Source organism: Dyella amyloliquefaciens, from assembly GCF_004296575.1.
Taxonomy (GTDB): Bacteria; Pseudomonadota; Gammaproteobacteria; order Xanthomonadales; family Rhodanobacteraceae; genus Dyella; species Dyella amyloliquefaciens.
Genome location: NZ_SAYT01000009.1, coordinates 124317 through 144540 on the forward strand (window position 1 = coordinate 124317; position 20224 = coordinate 144540).

The following is a 20224-nucleotide window of genomic DNA, read 5'->3' on the forward strand; positions in this document are numbered from 1 at the left end:
AGGACAAAGACTCCCTGGCCCTCGACTCCTGAGAGCAAGGGCGTGCATTCATTTCTTGAGGCAGACCTTCCTATCCGTCATCCCCGCGAAAGCGGGAGGCGCTTCACAACAGCGAAGCTGGTCATCCAGCGCCTTTGTCCATAGCGGCGGAAGTCACTGGATTACTCGCGAAGCTCGCCCCTTCGGGGCCGCCCTACGGGCGTTCTGCGCGCTTCGCGCTTGTCCTGCCTTCGCGGGAATGACGAGCTAGAGAGTCAGTGCATGCCGTTTACTGCTTCTGCGCCGCGTTCTTGCCCGAACTGCTGCCGGCCATCGCAAGCTGCTTGTTCGGATCGAGGCTGCGCGATTCCATCGCGACCTTGCTCGGGTTCACTTCCACGCCGGGGCGCACGTGCTGGATGCCGTTGACGATCACGGTGTCCTTGGCGTCCAGACCTTCGGTAACCACACGGAGGCCGTCCAGTAGCGGGCCGGTGACCACGCGGCGGTATTCCACCTTGCGGTCCTTGTCCACGACGTAGACGAACTTGTTGCCGAGATCCGAACCCACCGCGCGGTCATCGACCAGGGCGCGCGGCTGTCGGCTGTCGCTGCGCAGCTGCACGCGAACGTAAAGACCGGGCGTGTAGCTGGCATCGGCGTTGTCGAACACGGCGCGCAGGCGGATGGTGCCGCTGCCGGCGCGAAGCTGGTTGTCCACGAAGTCGACGCGACCGGTGTGCGGAAAACCTTTCTCGTCGGCGAGGGCCATGGCCACCTGTAGCGTGCCGTTTTGCTCGCGTCGAAGACGGTCGAACTTGAGGAAGCTGTGCTCGTCGACATCGAAGTAGGCGTAGATCGGATCGACGCTCACCACGCTGGTGAGCACGTCATTGCTGGTGACCAGGTTGCCCGGCGTCACCAATGCATTGCTCACGCGGCCGTCGATCGGCGCGCGTACCTCGGTGAAACCGAGATTGAGGCGGGCGGCGTCGAGGGCGGCGCCAGTCGATGCCACCTGCGCCTTGGTGCTCTGCGACGCGGTCACCTGGCGGTCGGCCTCTTCCTTGGCGATGGCGTGCTGCTCGAGCAGGCGGCCGGCGCGTTCTGCGTTGGCCTGGGCCAGTGCCTGTTCGGCCTTGGCCTGGCTGAGGTTGGCGGAGAGGCGATCCACTTCGGCCTGGTAGGGCCGCGGGTCGATGCGGAACAGCAGGTCGCCCTTGCGCACCACGGCACCTTCCTTGAAGTGCACCGAGTCCACGTAGCCGCTGACGCGCGGACGGATCTGGATGGTGTCGACCGCCTGCAGGCGACCGGTGAATTCGTCGGCGTCGTCCACCGGGCGTACCAGCACCTGGGCCACGGTGACGGCGGGTGCCGGTGGCGGGCCGGCCTGGGCGTGCGTGTCGCCGCTATGGCCGAGCACGGCCCAGCTGCCGCCCACCACGGCGAGCGTGAGAATGGCGAGGATCCATCGTTTTTTCATTTCGGGCTCCCATATTGACCTCACCGGCATCGGGGGTGGCTGGTGAGCAGGGCCGAGAGAATAGGTATACGATGCGGTTCAATAAATACCTCCTTGTGCAATGCAATAGTGACTCCCAGTCACGAATGGGTAGAGAATCGAGCTTATGGAAGACTTTGCCGCAATCTCCGCGTTTGTCCGGGTGGTCGAGGCCAAGAGTTTCGCCGCCGCCGCCGCCCAACTGGGCATGACGCCTTCCGGCGTCAGCCGTGCCGTGTCCCGCCTGGAGGAAAGCCTGGGCGCCCGGCTGCTCTATCGGTCAACGCGTTCGCTGCGTTTGACCGACGATGGGGCCTCTTTCCATGCACGTTGCAAGGAAATCCTCGCTGATCTGGCCGAGGCGACCGAGGCGCTGGGCTATGCCGCACGCAAGCCGACCGGCAAGTTGCGCATCGGTGTGCCGGCGTCGGTAGGCCGCACCGTGATCATCCCGAGGCTGGCCGAATTCGAGCAGCGCTATCCGGATATCCGGCTGGAGCTGTCGATGTGCGACTACCCCTACGACCTCAACGAGGAGGGCATCGATTGCGCCGTCCGCGTGGGGCCGCTTGAGGATTCCAGCCTGATCGCCCGCAAGATCGGCTACCTGCGCAACGTGATCATCGCCTCGCCGGAGTACCTGGCCCGCCATGGCGCCCCGCAAAGCCTCGATGACCTGAAAAACCATCGCTGCATCAACTACGTGCAGCCCAACGGCCGCCCACGCCAGTGGCAGTTCGATACGCCGAGCGGGCAGGTGGGCGTCGACATCGACGCTCACATTCTGATCAACGATGCCGAGTCGGTGATCCAGGCGGTGGTGTCGGGGCTCGGCATCACGCAGGCACCGCATGTCATCGCGTCCTGCATGCTGGACTTCGGCAAGCTCGAACTGGTGATGACGGACACCATCTCCACCGGCAAGCCGGTGTGGATCGTCTACCCGCAGAAGAAGCACCTCTCCGCTCGCGTGCAAGCCTTCATCGAATGGGTGCGGGAAGTGTTTGAGCAGACTAACGAGCCGGGGAAGCACAAGAAGGCGGTAGTGGCTGCGGTGCCGGAGCGGTTGAGCGCATAAGGCGGATGGTCGGAGAAAGGGCGTCCGCGATTGATCTGTGTGTGGCTGCCTTTTGCCTCAGTCTTCACCGTCATTCCCGCGAGGCGCTTTTCAACAGCCGCAGGCTGGTCAAGCGGGAATCCAGCACCTTGGCTCTTGGCTTTCGGCCGGACGTCTTGGCCAGCTTGCTCGCCTGCAGCGGGCTTCCGAGCCGCTGCCGCGGCCCGGGTCACTTTCTCTTGCTTGCCCAAGAGAAAGTAACCAAAGAGAACGGCACCCCGCGTGGCGCTGTCTGGGCTGCGCCCAGCCAGTCCGTGAGGGGCGGCCGGGCTTTTCGACCGGGCTCCTGCCCGGACGAAAAGTGCCCGACGTCCTGTCGGGCACCCCTGCGGGGCCTGATCGTCCACCCCTCACCGCCACACAGGGGATGTTTGAAGGCTCGTGCCGCTGAGCGGCACATCGCGATGCAGCGATGGTGGCGGCATCGTTCGTTGTGGGAGCGCACCCTGTGCGCGACCGCAGAGGTGATGCCTCCGCGCCACGGTCGCTCACTGGGTGCGCTCCTACAGGTGGGGCAACAGGCAAGGCTGCCGCGAGCACCCGCCCCTCACCCCAGCCCTCTCTCCCACAGGGACTACCTTCGGGTCGCCCGAGGGGGAGAGGGAGCGAAGCGGGCTCCGCTTTAAGTCCTCAGCGCATTGACGCGTTGCGGTGTAGCCGCTGGCTAGTGGCGGAGGCGGTCGCAATCCGGGCTCCGAAACGTTCAGGCTGGTATCCCACATATCGCTATGAGCCCTGGCTCTGGAGGCCATTTTCTTTGGGTTACTTTTCTTTGACTCCGGGCATTCGCCCTCCGCCCTTCGGGCCGGCTTCGCCGTTCGCACGCAAAGAGCGCGTGCGTGGGCCAGCAAAAGAAAAGTGACTCGAGCGCCGGCAGGGGATCGAAACGCCCGCCGCGTCCCACAGGGACTAGCTTTGCGTCGTAGGCGGCAAGCTGGCGGGAACGGAGTTAGGACGAAAGAGATCCGCAAAATCGCGATAGGGCGCAAGATCCGCACCCTCTCCCCAACCCTCTCCCGGAGGGAGAGGGAGCCCAAAGCAGTGACAGCTCAGGCGCCCGCCGGCACCAGCAGCAACAGCGCGATGCCCAACACGATGCGATAAATCGCAAACGGCGTGAACCGATGTCCGCGGATGTAGCCAAGCAGCCACTTCACCGCGACGAAGGCAACGACAGCCGACACCAGGAAGCCCACCCCGAACGCCGTCCAGTCCTCATGCACGCCGCCTTCCTTCAACACCTTCAGCAGCTCATAACCGGTCGCCGCATACATCGTGGGAATGCCCACCAGGAAGGCAAACTCGGTAGCGGCAGCGCGGTTGCTCGTGCCAAACAGCATCGCCGTGAAGATCGTGGCCGCCGAGCGTGACGTGCCCGGGAAGATGCCCGCGACCATCTGCGCGAAGCCGACCAGGATCGCCACGCGCCAGGTCACTTCGGTGCGATCCGGTTGGCGGGCGGCCAGACGCTCGGCGGCGAGCATCCACACGCCGCCGATTACCAGTGCCCATGCCACCGGGGTGATCGCCTCGGGCAGCTTGAAGCCCATCTTCACCGCGATGAAACCCAGCACCGCCGTGATCAGGAATGCCACGATCAGCTTGGCCAGGTAGCTGCGGTTGGCCGGATCACGCCACTGCGTGAAGAGCTGCCAGATGCGGTTCCAGTAGATGAAGGTGACCGCCAGGATCGCGCCCGCCTGGATGCCCACATTGAACAGGTCCGACCGCGCTCCCAGGCCGAATTTCTCGGCGATCAGCAGGTGCCCCGTACTGGAAATGGGCAGAAATTCGGTGATGCCCTCGATGATGCCGAGCAGGATGACGTTGATCAGATCGCTCACGAAAACTCCCATGGTCGGATGGCCGGGTTCCATGCCGGCGCAAAGCGGAATAGCTTAAGCGAACCCTGTGGCGTTTTCGGGCACTTCGGTGGGTCGCGCGATTTTGCGTTTGCGCTGGGTTCCGGCAGGACATGGAAGGCTGCCGGGATGCCTTTGGTGGCGCATCCCCTCCTGGCGGGCCTCGTCGATCACGGTTTTCGAAAGCACCAACATGGTGCATATTGATGCTTCATCTAAGTGCAATCGGGTCGCGCTACGATCCGGCTGCGGTCGTAATTGATTGATCCATAAGGTTCCGTTGGCTTGGCACAGGCCTTGCTCAATGGCTCTTGTTTCCACACCTTTTGCCCACCGAGGTTGTCCATGTCGTCCGCCGTCCAGAAAGTGCTCGATCTGATCCAGGAACACGAGGTCGAGTTCGTCGATCTCCGCTTCGCCGACATGCTCGGCAAGCACCACCACGTGACGTTCCCGGCCCACGCCATCGACGAGGGCACCTTCGAGGACGGCAAGATGTTCGACGGTTCGTCGATCGCCGGCTGGAAGGGCATCAACGAGTCCGACATGGTGCTGATGCCCGACCCGGACACCGCCTACATCGACCCGTTCAGCGCCCACACCCAGATGGTGCTGCATTGCGACGTGCTCGAGCCGTCCACCATGCAGGCCTACGGCCGCGACCCGCGCTCCATCGCCAAGCGCGGTGAGGCGTTCCTGAAGTCGACCGGCATCGCCGACACCGCCTTCTTCGGTCCGGAGCCGGAATTCTTCATCTTCGACTCGGTGCGCTGGCAGAACGACATGGGCCGCGTGTTCTACGAAATCGGCTCCGAGGAAGCCGCGTGGAGCTCGCGCTACAAGTACGAAGACAACAACACCGGCCACCGTCCGGGCGTGAAGGGCGGCTACTTCCCGGTCAGCCCGGTCGACTCGCTGGGCGACCTGCGCGCCGACATGTGCAAGGTGCTCGAGTCGCTGGGCCAGGTGGTGGAAGTGCACCACCACGAAGTGGCCAATGCCGGCCAGTGCGAGATCGGCGTGAAGTTCAACACGCTGGTGCAGAAGGCCGACGAACTGATGACCATGAAGTACGTCATCAAGAACGTCGCCCACCAGAACGGCAAGACCGTGACCTTCATGCCCAAGCCGATCGTCGGCGACAACGGCAGCGGCATGCACGTGCACCAGTCGCTGGCGAAGGACGGCAACAACCTGTTCGCGGGCGACCTGTACGGCGGCCTGTCGCAGACGGCGCTGTGGTACATCGGCGGCATCTTCAAGCACGCCAAGGCCATCAACGCGTTCGCCAACTCCACCACCAACAGCTACAAGCGCCTGGTGCCGGGCTTCGAAGCCCCGGTGATGCTGGCCTACTCGGCTCGCAACCGTTCGGCCAGCTGTCGCATTCCGTACGTGTCGAGCCCGAAGGGCCGTCGCATCGAAGTGCGCTTCCCCGATCCGATGAACTCGGGCTACCTCGTGTTCACCGCGCTGATGATGGCCGGCCTCGACGGCATCATCAACAAGATCGACCCGGGTGCACCGAGCGACAAGGACCTGTACGACCTGCCGCCCGAAGAAGAGAAGAACATCCCGCAGGTGTGCTCGAGCCTGGACGAAGCGCTCAACGCGCTCGACAAGGATCGTGACTTCCTCAAGGCCGGCGGCGTGTTCAACGACGACTTCATCGATGCGTACATCGAGCTGAAGATGCAGGAAGTGACCCGCTACCGCGCGAGCACGCATCCGCTGGAATTCCAGATGTACTACGCGCTCTGATCGCGTAAACAATCTGGGTGGAGGGACAACGGGCGCTTCGGCGCCCGTTGTTTTTAGCGCTTGGAGCTGCTCACAAGGCCTTTATCCATCGTAGCCATGCACTTCACGGAAGCCTGTCAGCCCCTGGCCAACGCGAGGCAGGTCCGGTTCTTTTACGGAGTGCTTCATAGGTAGTTTTGCGGTTGTCACTGCGCCCTGAAGCGCGAAAAATCGGGCTTTTCCGAGTCTTGAACATGCGGTACACGCGTGCCGTTGCGCGCGGCACCGGAATTGTTCCCTTCCGCCAAGGTGCCCGTTGTGGATACGCATCCTGCTGCGCTGAACTTGGACTTGGGTACCCGCGGTCGCAAGCCAATCTTCCTGGCGATCGACAGGACTTTTGCGCGACGCGTAATGGCTGGTGGCGGAGTCGCTTTGCTTTTTGCGGTCTCGTCTTGGCAGGTTCTTCATGCACAGACATTTGATACCACCATCAGCGGCAATCAGACCGCTACGGTGACGGTGGGGGCGGCCACCCAAGATACCCAGATACAGAGCGGGACGAACATCACGGTCAGTGGTACATCGATCGGCCTGACCGTCAACGGTGGCTATCTGGCGGAGCTGAACACCCAGGTGCCCTCGACGGGAACCATCAACGTCACTACGGTCAACGGCAACGGCATTCAGGACTACAATGGAACCGTCAGCATCCCCTACGCCGGCCTCAACGTAACGACCGCCAGCGGCTACGGCATCATCGCCTTCAGCAGTGGCACCGCCAGCAGCACGATCAGCATCCCGAATGGGGCGACCATCAACGTCACCGGCGGCGGTGGTGCCTTGGCCGCCTATGGCGCTCCGGCAAGCTTGTCCGCCACCAACGTCACGCTCAATCTCGCCACGCCTGGGGCGGGCCGCGGCGCAGTGGCGCAAGGTGGGGCAACCATGGATATCTACGGCAGCAATTCGTCGCTCACGGCACGCGGTAGCGTTTTGAATCAGCTTGGATTTGCCGCCAGCGGCGCGGGTAGCGTCGTCACCGTGCATGACCCGATGGCGGTGGACATGCAGTCACCGGCGGCGATCGGCGTGTACATGAAGAACGGAGGCATCGTTTCGTTGCCCTCCAACCAAGTCTTCGAGTTCGACAATCCCAACGACAGCGGCAGCGTCGGCATGGTGGTAGACAATACCGTGGTCGGAAGCGGAGTGCTTGGCAGCGGCATCAACTTTCATTTCGACAGCCCCAGCGAGGTCAACAATGCTTCGACCGGCGTCGTGGTGATCAATGGTGGCCAGGTAACGCTGGACAACCTGCGTGTCAGTGGAGCCGATGTGGCGGCCGGTATCTGGGTCCGGGGCGGATCCACGGCTACGCTCAATGGCGGTGAACTGGACATCGACGCGTACAAGCAGTCGGCGTACTACGTGATGGGCGCCACCCTCATCAACACCTCGACCGGCACCCTCGCGTCACCCGGATTCAGTCTGAACTCCGGTACGCCCAATGCGGGCCTGAAGGTGGATGACGGCGGTACGCTCAATGCGACAGGCACGATAGTAAACATGTCCTCGCCGATGGACAGCGCCGGTGGCTATGCCGCGTCGAATTCGACCACACCGACGTCGTCAACCTTCAAGGCATCGAACCTGATCCTCAGCGGCGTCACCATCAACGCGACGGGCACATCGTCCGATGGCTTGCGCGCGGGCGACGGCGGTCAGATCACCGGAAGCAACGTGCAGGTCACCACCACCAACGGGCAATCAGCACTTAACCTTTCCAACTTCGGGGGTCGGGTCTCGCCAGGCTATATCAGCCTCGCTGGAAGTACCTTGCAGGCGAGTGGAACCTGGGTCTACAGCTACAACGGTACCAACTACACGTATGACTCGGTAGGTCTGGCCGCCAGCAATTATTCGCCCAGCTGGCAGAACGTGGTGACGTTCTCGGGCACGAGCCTGACCAGCCTTACCGGCGTGGCGGTAGATGCCTTCGGTCCATTGCAACTGACCGTCGAGCAGGGATCGAGCATCACGGGAAGTGGCGATGAGGGCCTGCTCTATGCTTACAGGGGCTACTCCACGCAACCACAGCAGACATACGTTCAGCTCGATGCCTCAGACAGTACGCTGAGCGGCCTTGCCCAAGCGGATACCTATAGCCGCGCGGACATCTCGCTGGCAAACCGTTCCAGTTGGATAGGTGAGGCGTTCTATGTGACCAATGTCAACGTGGATGGCACCAGCAGCTGGACGATCCCCGCCAGTTCCGTGGTGTCGAACACGGTGACCAATGCGGGCTTGATCCAGTTCACGGCACCCGATGCCTATAAGACCCTGTACGTCGGTTCCTATGTCGCCAATGGCGGCACGCTGGGCATACATGCCTATCTGGGGGACGATAGCTCGCCGTCGGACCAGCTGATCATCAACGGAGGCACGACCAGTGGTCATGGCCTTATTGCCGTGACCAACACGGGGGGGCCGGGTGCCCTCACCAGTGGCAACGGCATTCCCGTGGTCGAGGTGCTGAACGGCGGTACGACGGCAGCGGGGACGTTTACCTTGGCCAGCCCCGTGGTTGCAGGCCCTTATGAGTACACGCTGGAACGCGGGGGCATCACCGCCGGCACCGAAGAATACTGGTTCCTCCGTTCAAGTAAGGACTGCGGCTCGGTGGCTAGCCATCCTGACTGCCCGGCGCCACCGCCGGTACCACAGCCGCCCGCGCCGCCGTCGCCACCACCCTCGCCGCCTGCGCCCCCTGCACCGACCGACCCGACGCAGCCGCCGTCGCCCCCGGTGGATCCGCCGGCGCCTCCCCCCGTTCCAGGGCCAACCGAGCCGGGGGAACCAACCGATCCGGGCATTCCCAATTACCGGCCGGAAGTCTCCCTGTATACCGCGCTGCCGGGTCTATCGCTGCGCTACGGCTGGGCCACGCTGGACAACCTGCACGAGCGCGTTGGTGAAGAGGAACAATTGCGCGACCGCAGCGACCTGCGCGAGGACAACTACCTCAACGCGCTATGGGTGCGCGTGATCGGTGAGGACGGCAATGTGCGTGGCGCCTCGCAAGGCATCTACAACGGCAGCCCTCAGTACGACTACAACATCATGGCGTTCCAGGCCGGCATGGATGTGTTTGCCGAGGAGCACGAGAACGAGCAGCGCGATCACGCCGGTTTCTACCTAGGCACCGGGCGCATCCGCAGTGATGTCGACAGCTGGGATGGCACCGACGCCGGTCGCGATGAAGTGAAGGGCCAGTCGCTGGGCCTGTACTGGACCCACTTCTGGACCGAGGGCCAATACCTCGACGCGGTGTGGCAGGGCACCTGGACCAAGCAGAGTGCGATGTCGACCGAAGGGCTGGGCCTGCACAACTCCAATTTCGGCTGGGCGGCCTCGCTGGAAGGTGGCTACCCGTTCCATGACGAGTCGCAGGTGTGGGAGCCGCAAGCGCAGGTGATCTACCAGCGCTTCAACAGCGGGCAGGCCAGCGACGCGGCGGCGCAGGTACTGTTCAACGATGTCACCTCGCTGGTGGGACGCGTAGGCCTGCGCTGGGCCAACACCTGGACGCTCGATCCCACCTCGGATGGCATCCGTCGCCTGTTCACCGGCTGGCTGCGCTTCAACCTGTGGAAGGAATTCCAGGGGCAGCCGACCACCTCGTTCTCGTCGGAAGATGGCTTCGTGCCGTTCGATGGCAGCATCAAGGGCTCGTGGTGGCAGCTCAACGGCGGCATGACCTGGCAGCTCGACAAGAACACCTCGTTCTACGCCAACGTCGGCTACCAGAAGGGTTTCAACAGCCAGGGCTTCCATGCCTGGGACGGCAAAGTCGGCTTCCGCTGGAACTGGTGAGGACCGCGCGACGGCAGCGAATATGCCGGGTCTGCAGGTGCCGATGTCATCGACGAGAGCAGCAGGCACCTGACAAGCACGCGATGGGGTCGTGCCGTTGCCATCCGCGGATGCACGCGCGTTGCAACCGCGAACTGCGTAAAACTTCTTAGGGGCCACTCCGTAGTTCTAACCATGCGCCTGTGGCGCAGGCCGGCGATCAGGCGTTGCCCTCTCCACGTTTCCTAGACAAAGTCGCTACGCGGTCCCCTCTAGTTTTGGTGCCCATTGTCCGCTGCCACGGTAGTCGAGCCAGGGAGGCAGGGGTATGCATGGCTAGTGGTTGACGGGAATGCATGGTCCTTACGCGTCGCGTGCGTTGCCCGCGGCTATCCGCCTGTCCGCAAGCTTCGGCAAGTGTTCCTGCCCACGACGGCACCAGACGCCCCGCGTGCTGCAACTCGGTTCGCCGCGGGTGCTTGTTGGCAAAGCCGGCCCGGGCGGCTGGCGTGTTTTCAGTTCGACGGCAAGAGGACTCTCGCCGTTTCGCGAATTCAGGGAGGTTCCGTGACCAAGCGCCTTCATACGCATCCTGTCCGCCGCGGCCGCATGGCGATGGCCATCGCCGCCGCACTGTGCGTGGCCGAAGCTGCCCACGCGCAGATCTATCCCAAAGCCGTCACCGAATCGGGGTCCATCCTCACTGACGAGCAGTATTACGACGGCAATGTCGTTCCGACGGGTCTTATCCAGGGCAACGTCGTCATCCACCCCGCACCGCCTTATCCGGCGCAACTGGGTGGCGCGGGTGTCTCCGTATTCCGTGGCGCCAACGTCACCCTCAATCCCAATGCCGGCACGGAGGGGCTCATCTCCATCACGTCGGACTATCGGGCGGGCGCACCGAACGATGCGCTGTATATCGCCAACGGAACGGTCAACATCGTTGCAAGCACGGCAGGCGTGTTGCTCACCGGCAACGGCACTTCGGTGCATGGCGTGTACATGCCCGAGTCGAGTTCCGGCAACTCGCTGCTCACCGGCTCCAACGTCACCATCGTCACCAATGGCACCGGCGCCGACGGCATGCGGCCCTATGGCGCCACGTCGACCATCAATCTCAGCAACACCTCCATCACGGCGAATGGCCAGGACAGCTGGGGTGTGCGCTCGTGGGGGGGCAGCCAGATCACCTTGACCGACAGCAGCATTACCGCGAATGGCCCCAAGGTCTCTGGTGCGGGTGGCGTGCAGGTCTACAACGGCTCGACCGCCACCATCAATGGCAACTCCACCATCACCACCGGCGTTGATGGCGCACTCGGTCTCAACGCCGAATCGGGAGGTACCCTCAATACCAATACGGATTCGTCCACCAGTGGCACGGTCACCGTGGCGACCACCGGCGCAGGCAGCACCGCGGTGCGAATTGGCACGGCGACGGGCAACCTCAATCGACTCAGCCTGTCGACGACGAAGAACGCGACCTATGGCCTCCTGGCCAACGGCACCTCGACCGTCACCGGCTCCATCGTGGCCATCAACACCTTGGGCACGTCGGCCTACGGCATGTGGATATCCGGTAGCACGACCGCCACGATCAACGGTGGCTCGGTCACCACCCAGGGACAGACAGCGTACGGTCTTCTTTCGGGTACCGGCGCGGCGACGGTGAACCTCACCGATTTCGCCATCGCGACGCATGGTGCGCAGGCCTACGGCATCTATGGCTGGACCGGCAGCACCACCAACTTTGCTGGCGGCAGTATCACGACTGACCAGGCCAGTACCTACGGTATCTATGCGAATGCAGGCAACGTCAACCTGCTGCAGGACGCCGGCGGTGCCGGCACCACGATCACCACGTCCGGTACCAATGCTTATGCCGTGCGTATACAGAACGGAGGAGTCTTCAATGCTGCGGGCGCGACGCTGCACGCCTCGGGTGCGGGCACGGCCGCCATCGTGTTCGACGCGCCGCAAACACTGACGACGGGCACCCTTGTCTCGGCAACGCCGCCCTTGCCTGGCTTGCCGGCAACCGTGCCTCTGCAGGATTCGACCACACCACCGCCCCCGCCAGCGGTCATCACGCCGGATCCGGTGCCGCCCTCCGGCTCAGTGGCGGACGTGCCACTTGCGCTCGGCGTGGCTGGATCAGCGGCGGATCCGCCGACCACGGGGGGCTACAACATGAGCCTGCAGGGCACCAGCGTCACGTCGGATACGGGCGTGGCGTTGTGGCTCTATGGCGGCATCGCCAATGTCCACCTCGTCGATTCCACCCTGACGGGCGGTGGTGGCGCCATCAATGCGACGACCCGAAGTGGACTGGGCGCAACGGCGGCGATCGACGCAAGCCATTCCGTGCTGAACGGCCGCATCTTCACCGACGCAAACAGCACGGCCGCGTTGAACCTGGGCAATGACAGTGCCTGGCACGTGGCCGCCACCTCCAACCTGACCAACCTGTCCAACACCGACAGTACGATCGATTTCCCGGTGACGGCGGCGCTCACGGCAGATCCCACAGCCGACAGCGCCTACCGCAGTGTGACCGTGGCCAACCAGTACATCGGCAGCAACGGCACGCTTGCCTTGAACACCTATCTCGGCAGCGATGGTTCACCCTCGGACCAGTTGATCCTCAATGGCGGTGCAGCTTCCGGCGAAACGTTGCTGGTGATCCACAATTCAGGCGGTCCCGGCGCGCTGACCCGCGCCAACGGCATCCTCGTGGTGAGCGCGATCAACAACGCCACCACCACGGGCGATGCGTTCAGCCTGGGCACCGAGGTGCGTGGCGGTGCGTACAGTTATGCACTGCTACGCGGTGCCGTCGACGGCAGCAACGCCGAAAGCTGGTACCTGCGCTCGGAATTCGTGGTGCCACCGCAACCTCCCGCGCCGCCTGCACCACCAGCGCCACCAGCGCCACCAGCCCCACCGGCACCGGAACCGCCCGCGCCACCTGCGCCGCTACCACCCGACCCGCCGCCGGAACCGTTGCCGCCCGGGACCTATCCGATCATCGGCCCGGAACTGGCCACTTATGGCGTAGTGCAACCCACGGCGCGTGAGATGGGGCTGGTGACACTGGGAACCATGCACGAACGCATCGGCGACACGCAGACCAGCGCCAATGCCCAGGGTGACCCCGAGGGTTGGGCCACATCGGCGTGGGCCCGCGTTTTCGGACGCGACATCGATGATCGCTATCGTGCGTATGCCGATCCGCGCACGGAGGGTCACCTGCTGGGCGCACAGGCGGGCTTCGACGTATGGCAGGGCAGCCTCGCCCCCGAACACCGCGATGCTGCCGGTGTTTACATGGCCTACGCCAACACCAGGATCGACGTGAATGGACTGGTCACCAATCCGGAGGCAACGGCGTATGAGCTGGTTCGCACGGGGCGGGTCAACCTTGATGCGGTGTCGGGCGGCGGCTACTGGACCCATTACGGGCCCAGCGGCTGGTATCTCGATGGCGTGGTCCAGGGCACGCGGTACAACGGCACCGCGCGCACCGAGTACGCCTCGCTTATCGCACGCGGCGATGGCCTGCTCGCGTCGCTCGAAGGCGGTTACCCATTCGCGCTGGCATGGGGACCCAACTTCATCCTGGAACCGCAGGCACAGGTGATCTGGCAGCACGTCTGGTTCCGCCCCACCGATGACACCTACAGCACGGTGTCGCTCGGGTCGAGCAACGGGACTACCGCGAGACTGGGCCTGCGCGGTCAATGGACCATCCTTCGTGACAACGGCCAAGTGTGGCAACCCTATGTGCGCGCCAACGTCTGGCGCGACATGGGTGGTGGTTCGACCGCCACATACGCGGGGGTGGACCAGGTGCCGCTGATCATGCAGACCACCCGCGCTGACGCCGCCGTGGGCGTCACCGCAAAGCTGCTGGCCGGGCTGAGTTTTTACGCCCAGCTGGGCTATCAGTTCGGCGTGAGCTCGGGCAACGAGAAGCGCGATGGTGTTGCGGGCGACGTCGGATTGCGACTCCGGTGGTGAAGCTCGGCTCGGTGCCTGCGTGCCATACGGCAGACACGTTGAGCCAGTATTGCTGGATGGCCCCTGTTGACGGGTCACTCACGTCATCGGGCGCAGAGTTCCGCGTATTTCCATTCACTGCGATCCTGCAGCCTGCGTCATCGAGGGGTTTGCTGGCCGGGCTGCGTGGCGGGAATCAAATGGGGAGCATCATGATGAAGCAGCAGTTGAAGACCATGCTGGTGGCCGGCTGCGTGCTGGCGTTGGCGGCTTGTTCCGGCAAACCGGCCGGCGAATCCGCTGCCGGCAATGCCGCCGCGAGCAGCTCGGCCGCAGCGCCCGCCGACCAGACCGCATCCTCGAAGGTACCCGGCGATTTCGGCCCGCCGCAGGGCGACCCGATCCATGCCGAACTGGGCGTGCCGCCCAACGTGCCGCCGCCGATCCATCGCGATCATCCGGCGAAGGTCATCGTGGATCTCGAAGTCATCGAGAAGGAGATGCCGATTTCCGAAGGCGTCACCTACACCTACTGGACCTTCGGCGGCACCGTGCCCGGTAGTTTCATCCGCGTGCGCCAAGGCGACACGGTGGAGTTCCATCTGAAGAACTCGCCGGACAGCAAGATGCCGCACAACATCGACCTGCATGGCGTCACGGGTCCGGGTGGTGGCGCAGCGTCGAGCTTCACCGCGCCGGGTCATGAAAGCCAGTTCACCTTCAAGGCGCTCAACGCCGGCATCTTCGTCTATCACTGCGCGACGGCGCCGGTGGGCATGCACATCGCCAACGGCATGTACGGCCTGATCCTGGTCGAGCCGCCGGAAGGCATGCCCAAGGTGGATCACGAGTACTACGTGATGCAGGGTGACTTCTATACCACCGGCAAATACCGCGAGAAGGGCCATCAGCCCTTCGACATGGACAAGGCCATCGACGAGCGTCCGACCTACGTGCTCTTCAACGGTCACGAAGGTTCGCTCACCGGTGATCACGCCCTGACCGCGAAGGTGGGCGAGACGGTGCGCCTGTTCGTGGGCAACGGCGGCCCGAACCTGGTATCGAGCTTCCACGTGATCGGCGAAATCTTCGACAAGGTCTATTACGAAGGCGGCAAGCACGCGCAGGAAAACGTGCAGACCACGCTGATTCCCGCCGGTGGCGCGATGATGGCGGAGTTCCACGTCGACGTGCCTGGCAGCTACGTGCTGGTCGACCACTCGATCCTGCGTGCCTTCAACAAGGGCGCCATGGGCATCCTCAAGGTGGATGGTCCGGAGAACAAGGCGATCTATTCGGGCAAGGAAGTGGACTCGGTATACCTGGGTGATCGCGCCGAACCGAACCTGCAGGCAGTGGCGACGGCCGCGGCGGCGCATGCCAGCGGCACGCTCAGCAAGGATGAGCAGATCGCCGCCGGCAAGCAGTTGTTCACCGGCACCTGCTCGGTCTGCCATCAGGCCAACGGCGAAGGTCTGGAAGGCGTGTTCCCGCCGCTGGCCAAGTCCGATTTCCTGGCCAAGCTGAGCAAGGACGAGCTGATCGCCATCCCGCTGCAGGGGCACACCGGCAAGGTCACCGTCAACGGCAAGGAATACGACTCGGTGATGCCGCCGATGAGCCAGCTGACGGATGACGAGGTGTCCAACATCCTCACCTTCGTGCTTAACAGCTGGGATAACCCGGGTGGGCAGATCACCAAGGAAGAAGTCGCAAAGGTACGCGCCAAGCCCGCACCGGCACCGGCGGCAGGGCATTGATGGGTTCGATCGTCATGCGTGGGTTGTGGCTGGTCATGGGCATGTGCGCGACGTCGGCGTCGCTGGCGGCGGAGTACGTGCCCTTGCCCGGCGGCAGTTTCGCCAGTGTGCTCGGGGCCGACAACAAGGCCGCGCCTGCTCAGATCAAGCCGTTCCGCCTGCGTACCGAGCCGGTGACGAACGCAGAGTTCCTGGCGTTCGTCAGCGCGCATCCGCAATGGCGCCGCGATCAGATAGCCGGGGTGTTCGCCGACAAGCAGTACCTGTCGCAATGGGCCAGCGCCGAGGCGCTTGGCCCCAATGCGTTGCCGCGCCAGCCGGTGATCCGGGTGAGCTGGTTCGCGGCGCAGGCGTTCTGCGAGAGCGAAAAGGCACGCCTGCCCACGTGGTACGAGTGGGAATACGCGGCGGCGGCTGATGCGCATCGCGCCGATGCGCGCAGCGACCCCGCCTGGCGCGATCACGTACTCAACTGGTATAGCCGTCCGTCGAACACGGCTTTGCCCCAGGTGGGTGGCGAAGCGGACGTGCATGGCGTGCGTGACCTCAACGGCCTGGTGTGGGAATGGGTGGATGACTTCAACGCACTCCTGGTGAGCGGCGATGGTCGCGATCAGGACGGCGCAGACAAGGCGCGCTTCTGCGGTGCCGGTGCCGCCAACATGCAGCAGAAGGAGAACTACGCCACCCTGATGCGCGTGGCGATGCTCTCCGCGCTCAAGGCGTCCGACACCACCAACAACATGGGCTTCCGCTGCGCCAGGCCCGAGTGAGGAACCCATGAAACGCTTGCTGATGTTGTGGTTGTGCCTGTTGTTCGTCGGCCCCGTGATCGCGGCGGCACCCCTGCCTACGGATTCGATCTACCAGCTTGGCGCCAAGCTTACCGACCAGGACGGGCATAGCTGGCCGCTGTCCGCGCGTCGCGGCAAGGTGCAGTTGATGACCATGTTCTACACGTCCTGCACCATGGTCTGCCCGATGATCGTGGACACCATGAAGGCAACGCGCAAGGCCGTGGACGAGCCGGCGCGCGACAAGCTGGATCTGCTGGCGGTGAGCTTCGACCCCGCACGGGACAACGTGGCCGCCTTGCATCAGTACGCGCAGAAGCGCCAGCTCGACGCACCGCACTGGACCCTGGCGCGTGCAGAACCGCAGGACGTGCGCGCACTCTCGGCATTGCTCGGCCTGCAGTACCGCCAGCTGCCGGATGGTGACTTCAACCACTCCAGCGAACTGATCCTGCTTGATCCCGACGGACGCATCATCGCGCGCACCACCACCATCGGGCGACTCGACCCGGCGTTCGTGGATGCCGTGCGCAAGGCGCTCGCTTCGAGCTGAAGCGATTTCAGCGCGCGGACTTCTCCGGGAAATCCACCACGTCGAGTGGCGCGGGGAAAGTGTCGCTGAGGTTTTCGCCGCTGGCTGGTGAGGCGTGCTGCCACGGCTTGCCTTGTCCGAACGCCTCGATGTCGTCGTAACGGCCGACCACGTGCAGTTGCTCGAAGCCATAGGGCAAGCCTTCGGCAGCGAGTGGCGCGTTGGCATCGGCGACGTGGAAATGCAGATGCGGGCCGGTGGACTCGCCGGTGAAACCGAGTTGCCCGATCACCTGGCCGCGTCGCACGTGCTGCCCGGCTTTCACGGTGATGCTGCCGGGTTTGAGGTGCTCGTAGAACGCATAGCGTCCGTGGCCCAGATCGAGCGCCACGTAATTGCCGGCAGCGTCCTCCAGCGGCACTTTCTGCGACGCATGTTCGGCAAGCGTGGCGGATTCGCCGATGCCTTCGCCGATCGAGGCCACGGTTGCCTCGGCGACCGCCAGTACGTCGGCACCATAGCCCAGCCATTCGGCGGGCTTCGCACCGTCGCCGCGGGCAAACCCACCTTGCGCGCCTACACGGATCCAGTCGATCGCAAAGCGACCCGGCACATGCACGGCTCCGTGGGTGGCGTAGAGCACGCGACGATGGCCGCGTTCCCACTGTGCGTTGTAGATCGCCACCCATGGGCCACCACGCAAGGGTGGTCCCAGCCTCAGCGGCGCACGTGATGACACGTCGAAGGCACCGCCCTCTATCGGCGCGGACGCCGCCGTGGCGGTGTCGCTCGTGTAGACGATGCGATGCTGCACCTTTCGCGCAGCCCCGGAGGCCGGATCGAACGGCACCGTGAGATAGGCGACCGCGTCCACGCCCGGTGGTATCCGCGCGAGGTCCTTGTCCGCAGGATGGTCCGGACGACCCAGGATCGCTTCGAGCGCCTTGCCTTCGAAGGTGGCGATCGGATGCCCACCGTCATCGATGACAGCAATGCTTGCCAGGCGCAGTGGCTCCTTCGCGTAACTGGTGAGGTGCAGCTCGTAAACCAGCGACGCCTTGCCAGCGACCACGACCGGCTCGGGCGCCCACGGCACGCGAAGATCGAATGACTGCGTGACGGGTGCACGCTGCGCCACGACAAGTGGGCTGATCAGAGCCAGTGCGAACAACAGGAAGATGCGCCATGCCATGGACGGTGCTCCACGCGACGGAGCACCGAGCTTTCGCCAGTCGCCGCTGCAACGCCACTGCCGGAGGTCACTGGGCGTGCCCCGTCCTTCTACTGTAGGAGCGCACCCAGTGCGCGATCCACGCTCCCGTGAATGACATCAGGAACGTGGCTCGCGAAAATCCCTACACACGACTACACCGCACCTCCGCGGTCGCGCACTGGGTGCGCTCCTACAGGGAGGAGAGGAAGTGCGGTGCGTGGCCTCAGTGCAGCTCCACCACCACCAATCCCTGCGCCGGCACGTCGATGCTGAGTTTGCCGTTCTTCAGCTTGGCCTGTTCCGGTGCGGAAAGCTTGCCCGCTTCACGCAGCTGCTTGATCTGCTCGCGGCTCGGCGTGTTGGGGCGGCCCATCTTGTCGAATGCAGACACGGCGTTGCCATGCGTTTCGTCCAGACGCCACACGGTGGCCTGCGAGGCGTTGCCTAGATGCTTTACGTCCACGTCGAAATGCTTGGTAGCGCCGGTGGGCACGCCGGGCGTGTAGTCGGCAGTGTTGCCCAGCGGCGGCGTGTAATTCCACAGCGCAAGCACCACGGTGCCGTCGCTGCGCTTGGTCGCCAGTGCGCTGTCGGTCTTCAGCGGCAGCTGCACATCTCCCAGCTTGTGCAGCATGGCGAAGGCGTTGAAGGCCGGCTTCTCGATGCGGTCGGCGGCAATCAGGCCGAAGCCGCCGTAGAACGGGTTCCTCACCACGCCCTGTTCGTCGAACACGTCGGAGAACGACCAGTAGCTCATCATGTCGACCTTGCCCGCGCACTCGCGGATGGTGTTGGCCATCCACGGGCCCATGTACACGCTGTCGGTGACATTAGGCAGGTTCGCGTACGAGGCGTTGTACTCGCTGTAGATCAGCGGCAGCTTCGGGAACGGCGAGGCGGCGACTTCCTTGTGCGACTTGTCCACCGCGCGGCACACCATGTCGCGGCGTGGAATCTTCTCGTTGGTCTTGAACACGTTGTCCGCGGTGTCGTCACCGTAGACATGCGTGCTGACGAAGTCGATCGGCGCGCCGCTCTGCTTCACGTGCTTGAGGAAGTCCGGCAGCCATGCCGCCTGCGCCGTGCCCGGGCCACCGACGCGGAACTGCTGGTCGACGGACTTCACCACGCGCGCGGTGCGGTCATACAGCTCGTAATACGTCGGCTGTTCCGGCTTGCCACCCCAGAACGCGAGGTTCGGTTCATTCCACACCTCGAAATACCAGCTGCGCACTTCCTCGATGCCGTAGCGCTCGACCAGGTGCTGCAGGAACGCGCGCATCATCGCGTCCCATTCGTTCCAGTCCTTCGCCGGCATCACGTTGGGGTGGTACCAGAAGTCGTGGTGGCTGGCCGGGTCGGTGCTCAGTTCCGGCGGCATGAAGCCCAGTTCCACGAACGGTTTGACGCCGCGCTCGAGCAGGCCGTCATAGACCTGGTCCACGTAGCTGAAGTTGAACTGCAGCTTGCCCTGCGCATCGCGGTAGGCCACGCCCATGTCGCGGTCGAAGATTCCGTGGAAGCGGATGTAGCTGAACCCGGTGGCGCCCTTCACCGCTTCGAGATCCTTGCGGTAGTCGTCGCGCAGCGCGAGCACGGCTCGGCCCGAACCGAACATCTGTTCCCAGAAGTGCGGCAGCGGCGTGCCCTTGGCCGTGGCGTCCACCTGCAGTTGCACGGTGTCGTTGCCGGTGGCGGCATGGGCCGTGCCCATCAGGGCAAGGCAGATGGCGGCGCTGGTAGCCAGGCGGCGGAGCGGGGAAGGGGCTGGCATGAGGCGGATCCTTCAGCAGGGTGGGTAGCCGGCCGATCGAGGCCGGGCTAGGATGTAAACGTTTACATGACTGGGCCGGAGTCTCTTACAGA

11 protein-coding genes are annotated in these 20224 nt (G+C 64.1%); 7 read left to right on the forward strand and 4 right to left on the reverse strand.

Annotation, left to right across the window (positions count from 1 at the left end):
* Positions 1-268: 268 nt before the first annotated feature.
* Entirely contained in the window at positions 269-1465 is a 1197-nt protein-coding gene (locus EPB08_RS19875; RefSeq protein WP_130620863.1) for an efflux RND transporter periplasmic adaptor subunit, read from the reverse strand.
* Between the two features lie 145 nt (positions 1466-1610).
* Between EPB08_RS19875 and EPB08_RS19880 the strand changes: the two genes are divergently transcribed.
* Complete coding sequence (locus tag EPB08_RS19880) at positions 1611-2561, forward strand: LysR family transcriptional regulator (RefSeq protein ID WP_130620864.1); 951 nt, start codon at positions 1611-1613, stop codon at positions 2559-2561.
* A gap of 1088 nt (positions 2562-3649) precedes the next feature.
* Here EPB08_RS19880 and EPB08_RS19885 read toward each other — a convergent pair.
* Complete coding sequence (locus tag EPB08_RS19885; RefSeq protein ID WP_205746417.1) at positions 3650-4444, reverse strand: undecaprenyl-diphosphate phosphatase; 795 nt, start codon at positions 4442-4444, stop codon at positions 3650-3652.
* A gap of 363 nt (positions 4445-4807) precedes the next feature.
* Between EPB08_RS19885 and glnA the strand changes: the two genes are divergently transcribed.
* The 6 genes from glnA to EPB08_RS19915 all read left to right on the forward strand — a co-directional run bounded on the left by glnA (position 4808) and on the right by EPB08_RS19915 (position 17166).
* Positions 4808-6223 (forward strand): type I glutamate--ammonia ligase, encoded by a 1416-nt coding sequence (glnA, locus tag EPB08_RS19890; RefSeq protein ID WP_130620866.1) that lies wholly within the window; start codon positions 4808-4810, stop codon positions 6221-6223.
* 501 nt (positions 6224-6724) lie between these two features.
* Positions 6725-10078 carry an autotransporter family protein gene (locus EPB08_RS19895; RefSeq protein ID WP_205746418.1) on the forward strand — a complete coding sequence of 1118 codons (3354 nt, stop codon included), beginning with the start codon at positions 6725-6727 and terminating at the stop codon, positions 10076-10078.
* Between the two features lie 546 nt (positions 10079-10624).
* Positions 10625-14080, forward strand: a complete 3456-nt coding sequence (locus tag EPB08_RS19900) for an autotransporter outer membrane beta-barrel domain-containing protein (protein ID WP_130620868.1) — start codon at positions 10625-10627, stop codon at positions 14078-14080.
* Between the two features lie 194 nt (positions 14081-14274).
* Entirely contained in the window at positions 14275-15819 is a 1545-nt protein-coding gene (gene nirK / locus EPB08_RS19905) for a copper-containing nitrite reductase (protein ID WP_130620869.1), read from the forward strand.
* Entirely contained in the window at positions 15819-16592 is a 774-nt protein-coding gene (locus tag EPB08_RS19910) for a formylglycine-generating enzyme family protein (RefSeq protein WP_229238430.1), read from the forward strand. Before nirK ends, EPB08_RS19910 begins: the two co-directional genes overlap by 1 nt.
* Before the next feature lie 7 nt (positions 16593-16599).
* Positions 16600-17166, forward strand: a complete 567-nt coding sequence (locus tag EPB08_RS19915; RefSeq protein ID WP_130620870.1) for an SCO family protein — start codon at positions 16600-16602, stop codon at positions 17164-17166.
* A gap of 7 nt (positions 17167-17173) precedes the next feature.
* Here the strand turns inward: EPB08_RS19915 and EPB08_RS19920 are convergent, their stop codons facing one another.
* Positions 17174-18337, reverse strand: a complete 1164-nt coding sequence (locus tag EPB08_RS19920) for a M23 family metallopeptidase (RefSeq protein ID WP_130620871.1) — start codon at positions 18335-18337, stop codon at positions 17174-17176.
* A 244-nt stretch (positions 18338-18581) separates the two neighbouring features.
* Positions 18582-20132: a GH39 family glycosyl hydrolase gene (locus tag EPB08_RS19925; protein ID WP_130620872.1), complete on the reverse strand. Its 1551-nt coding sequence runs from the start codon at positions 20130-20132 to the stop codon at positions 18582-18584.
* Positions 20133-20224: the final 92 nt, after the last annotated feature.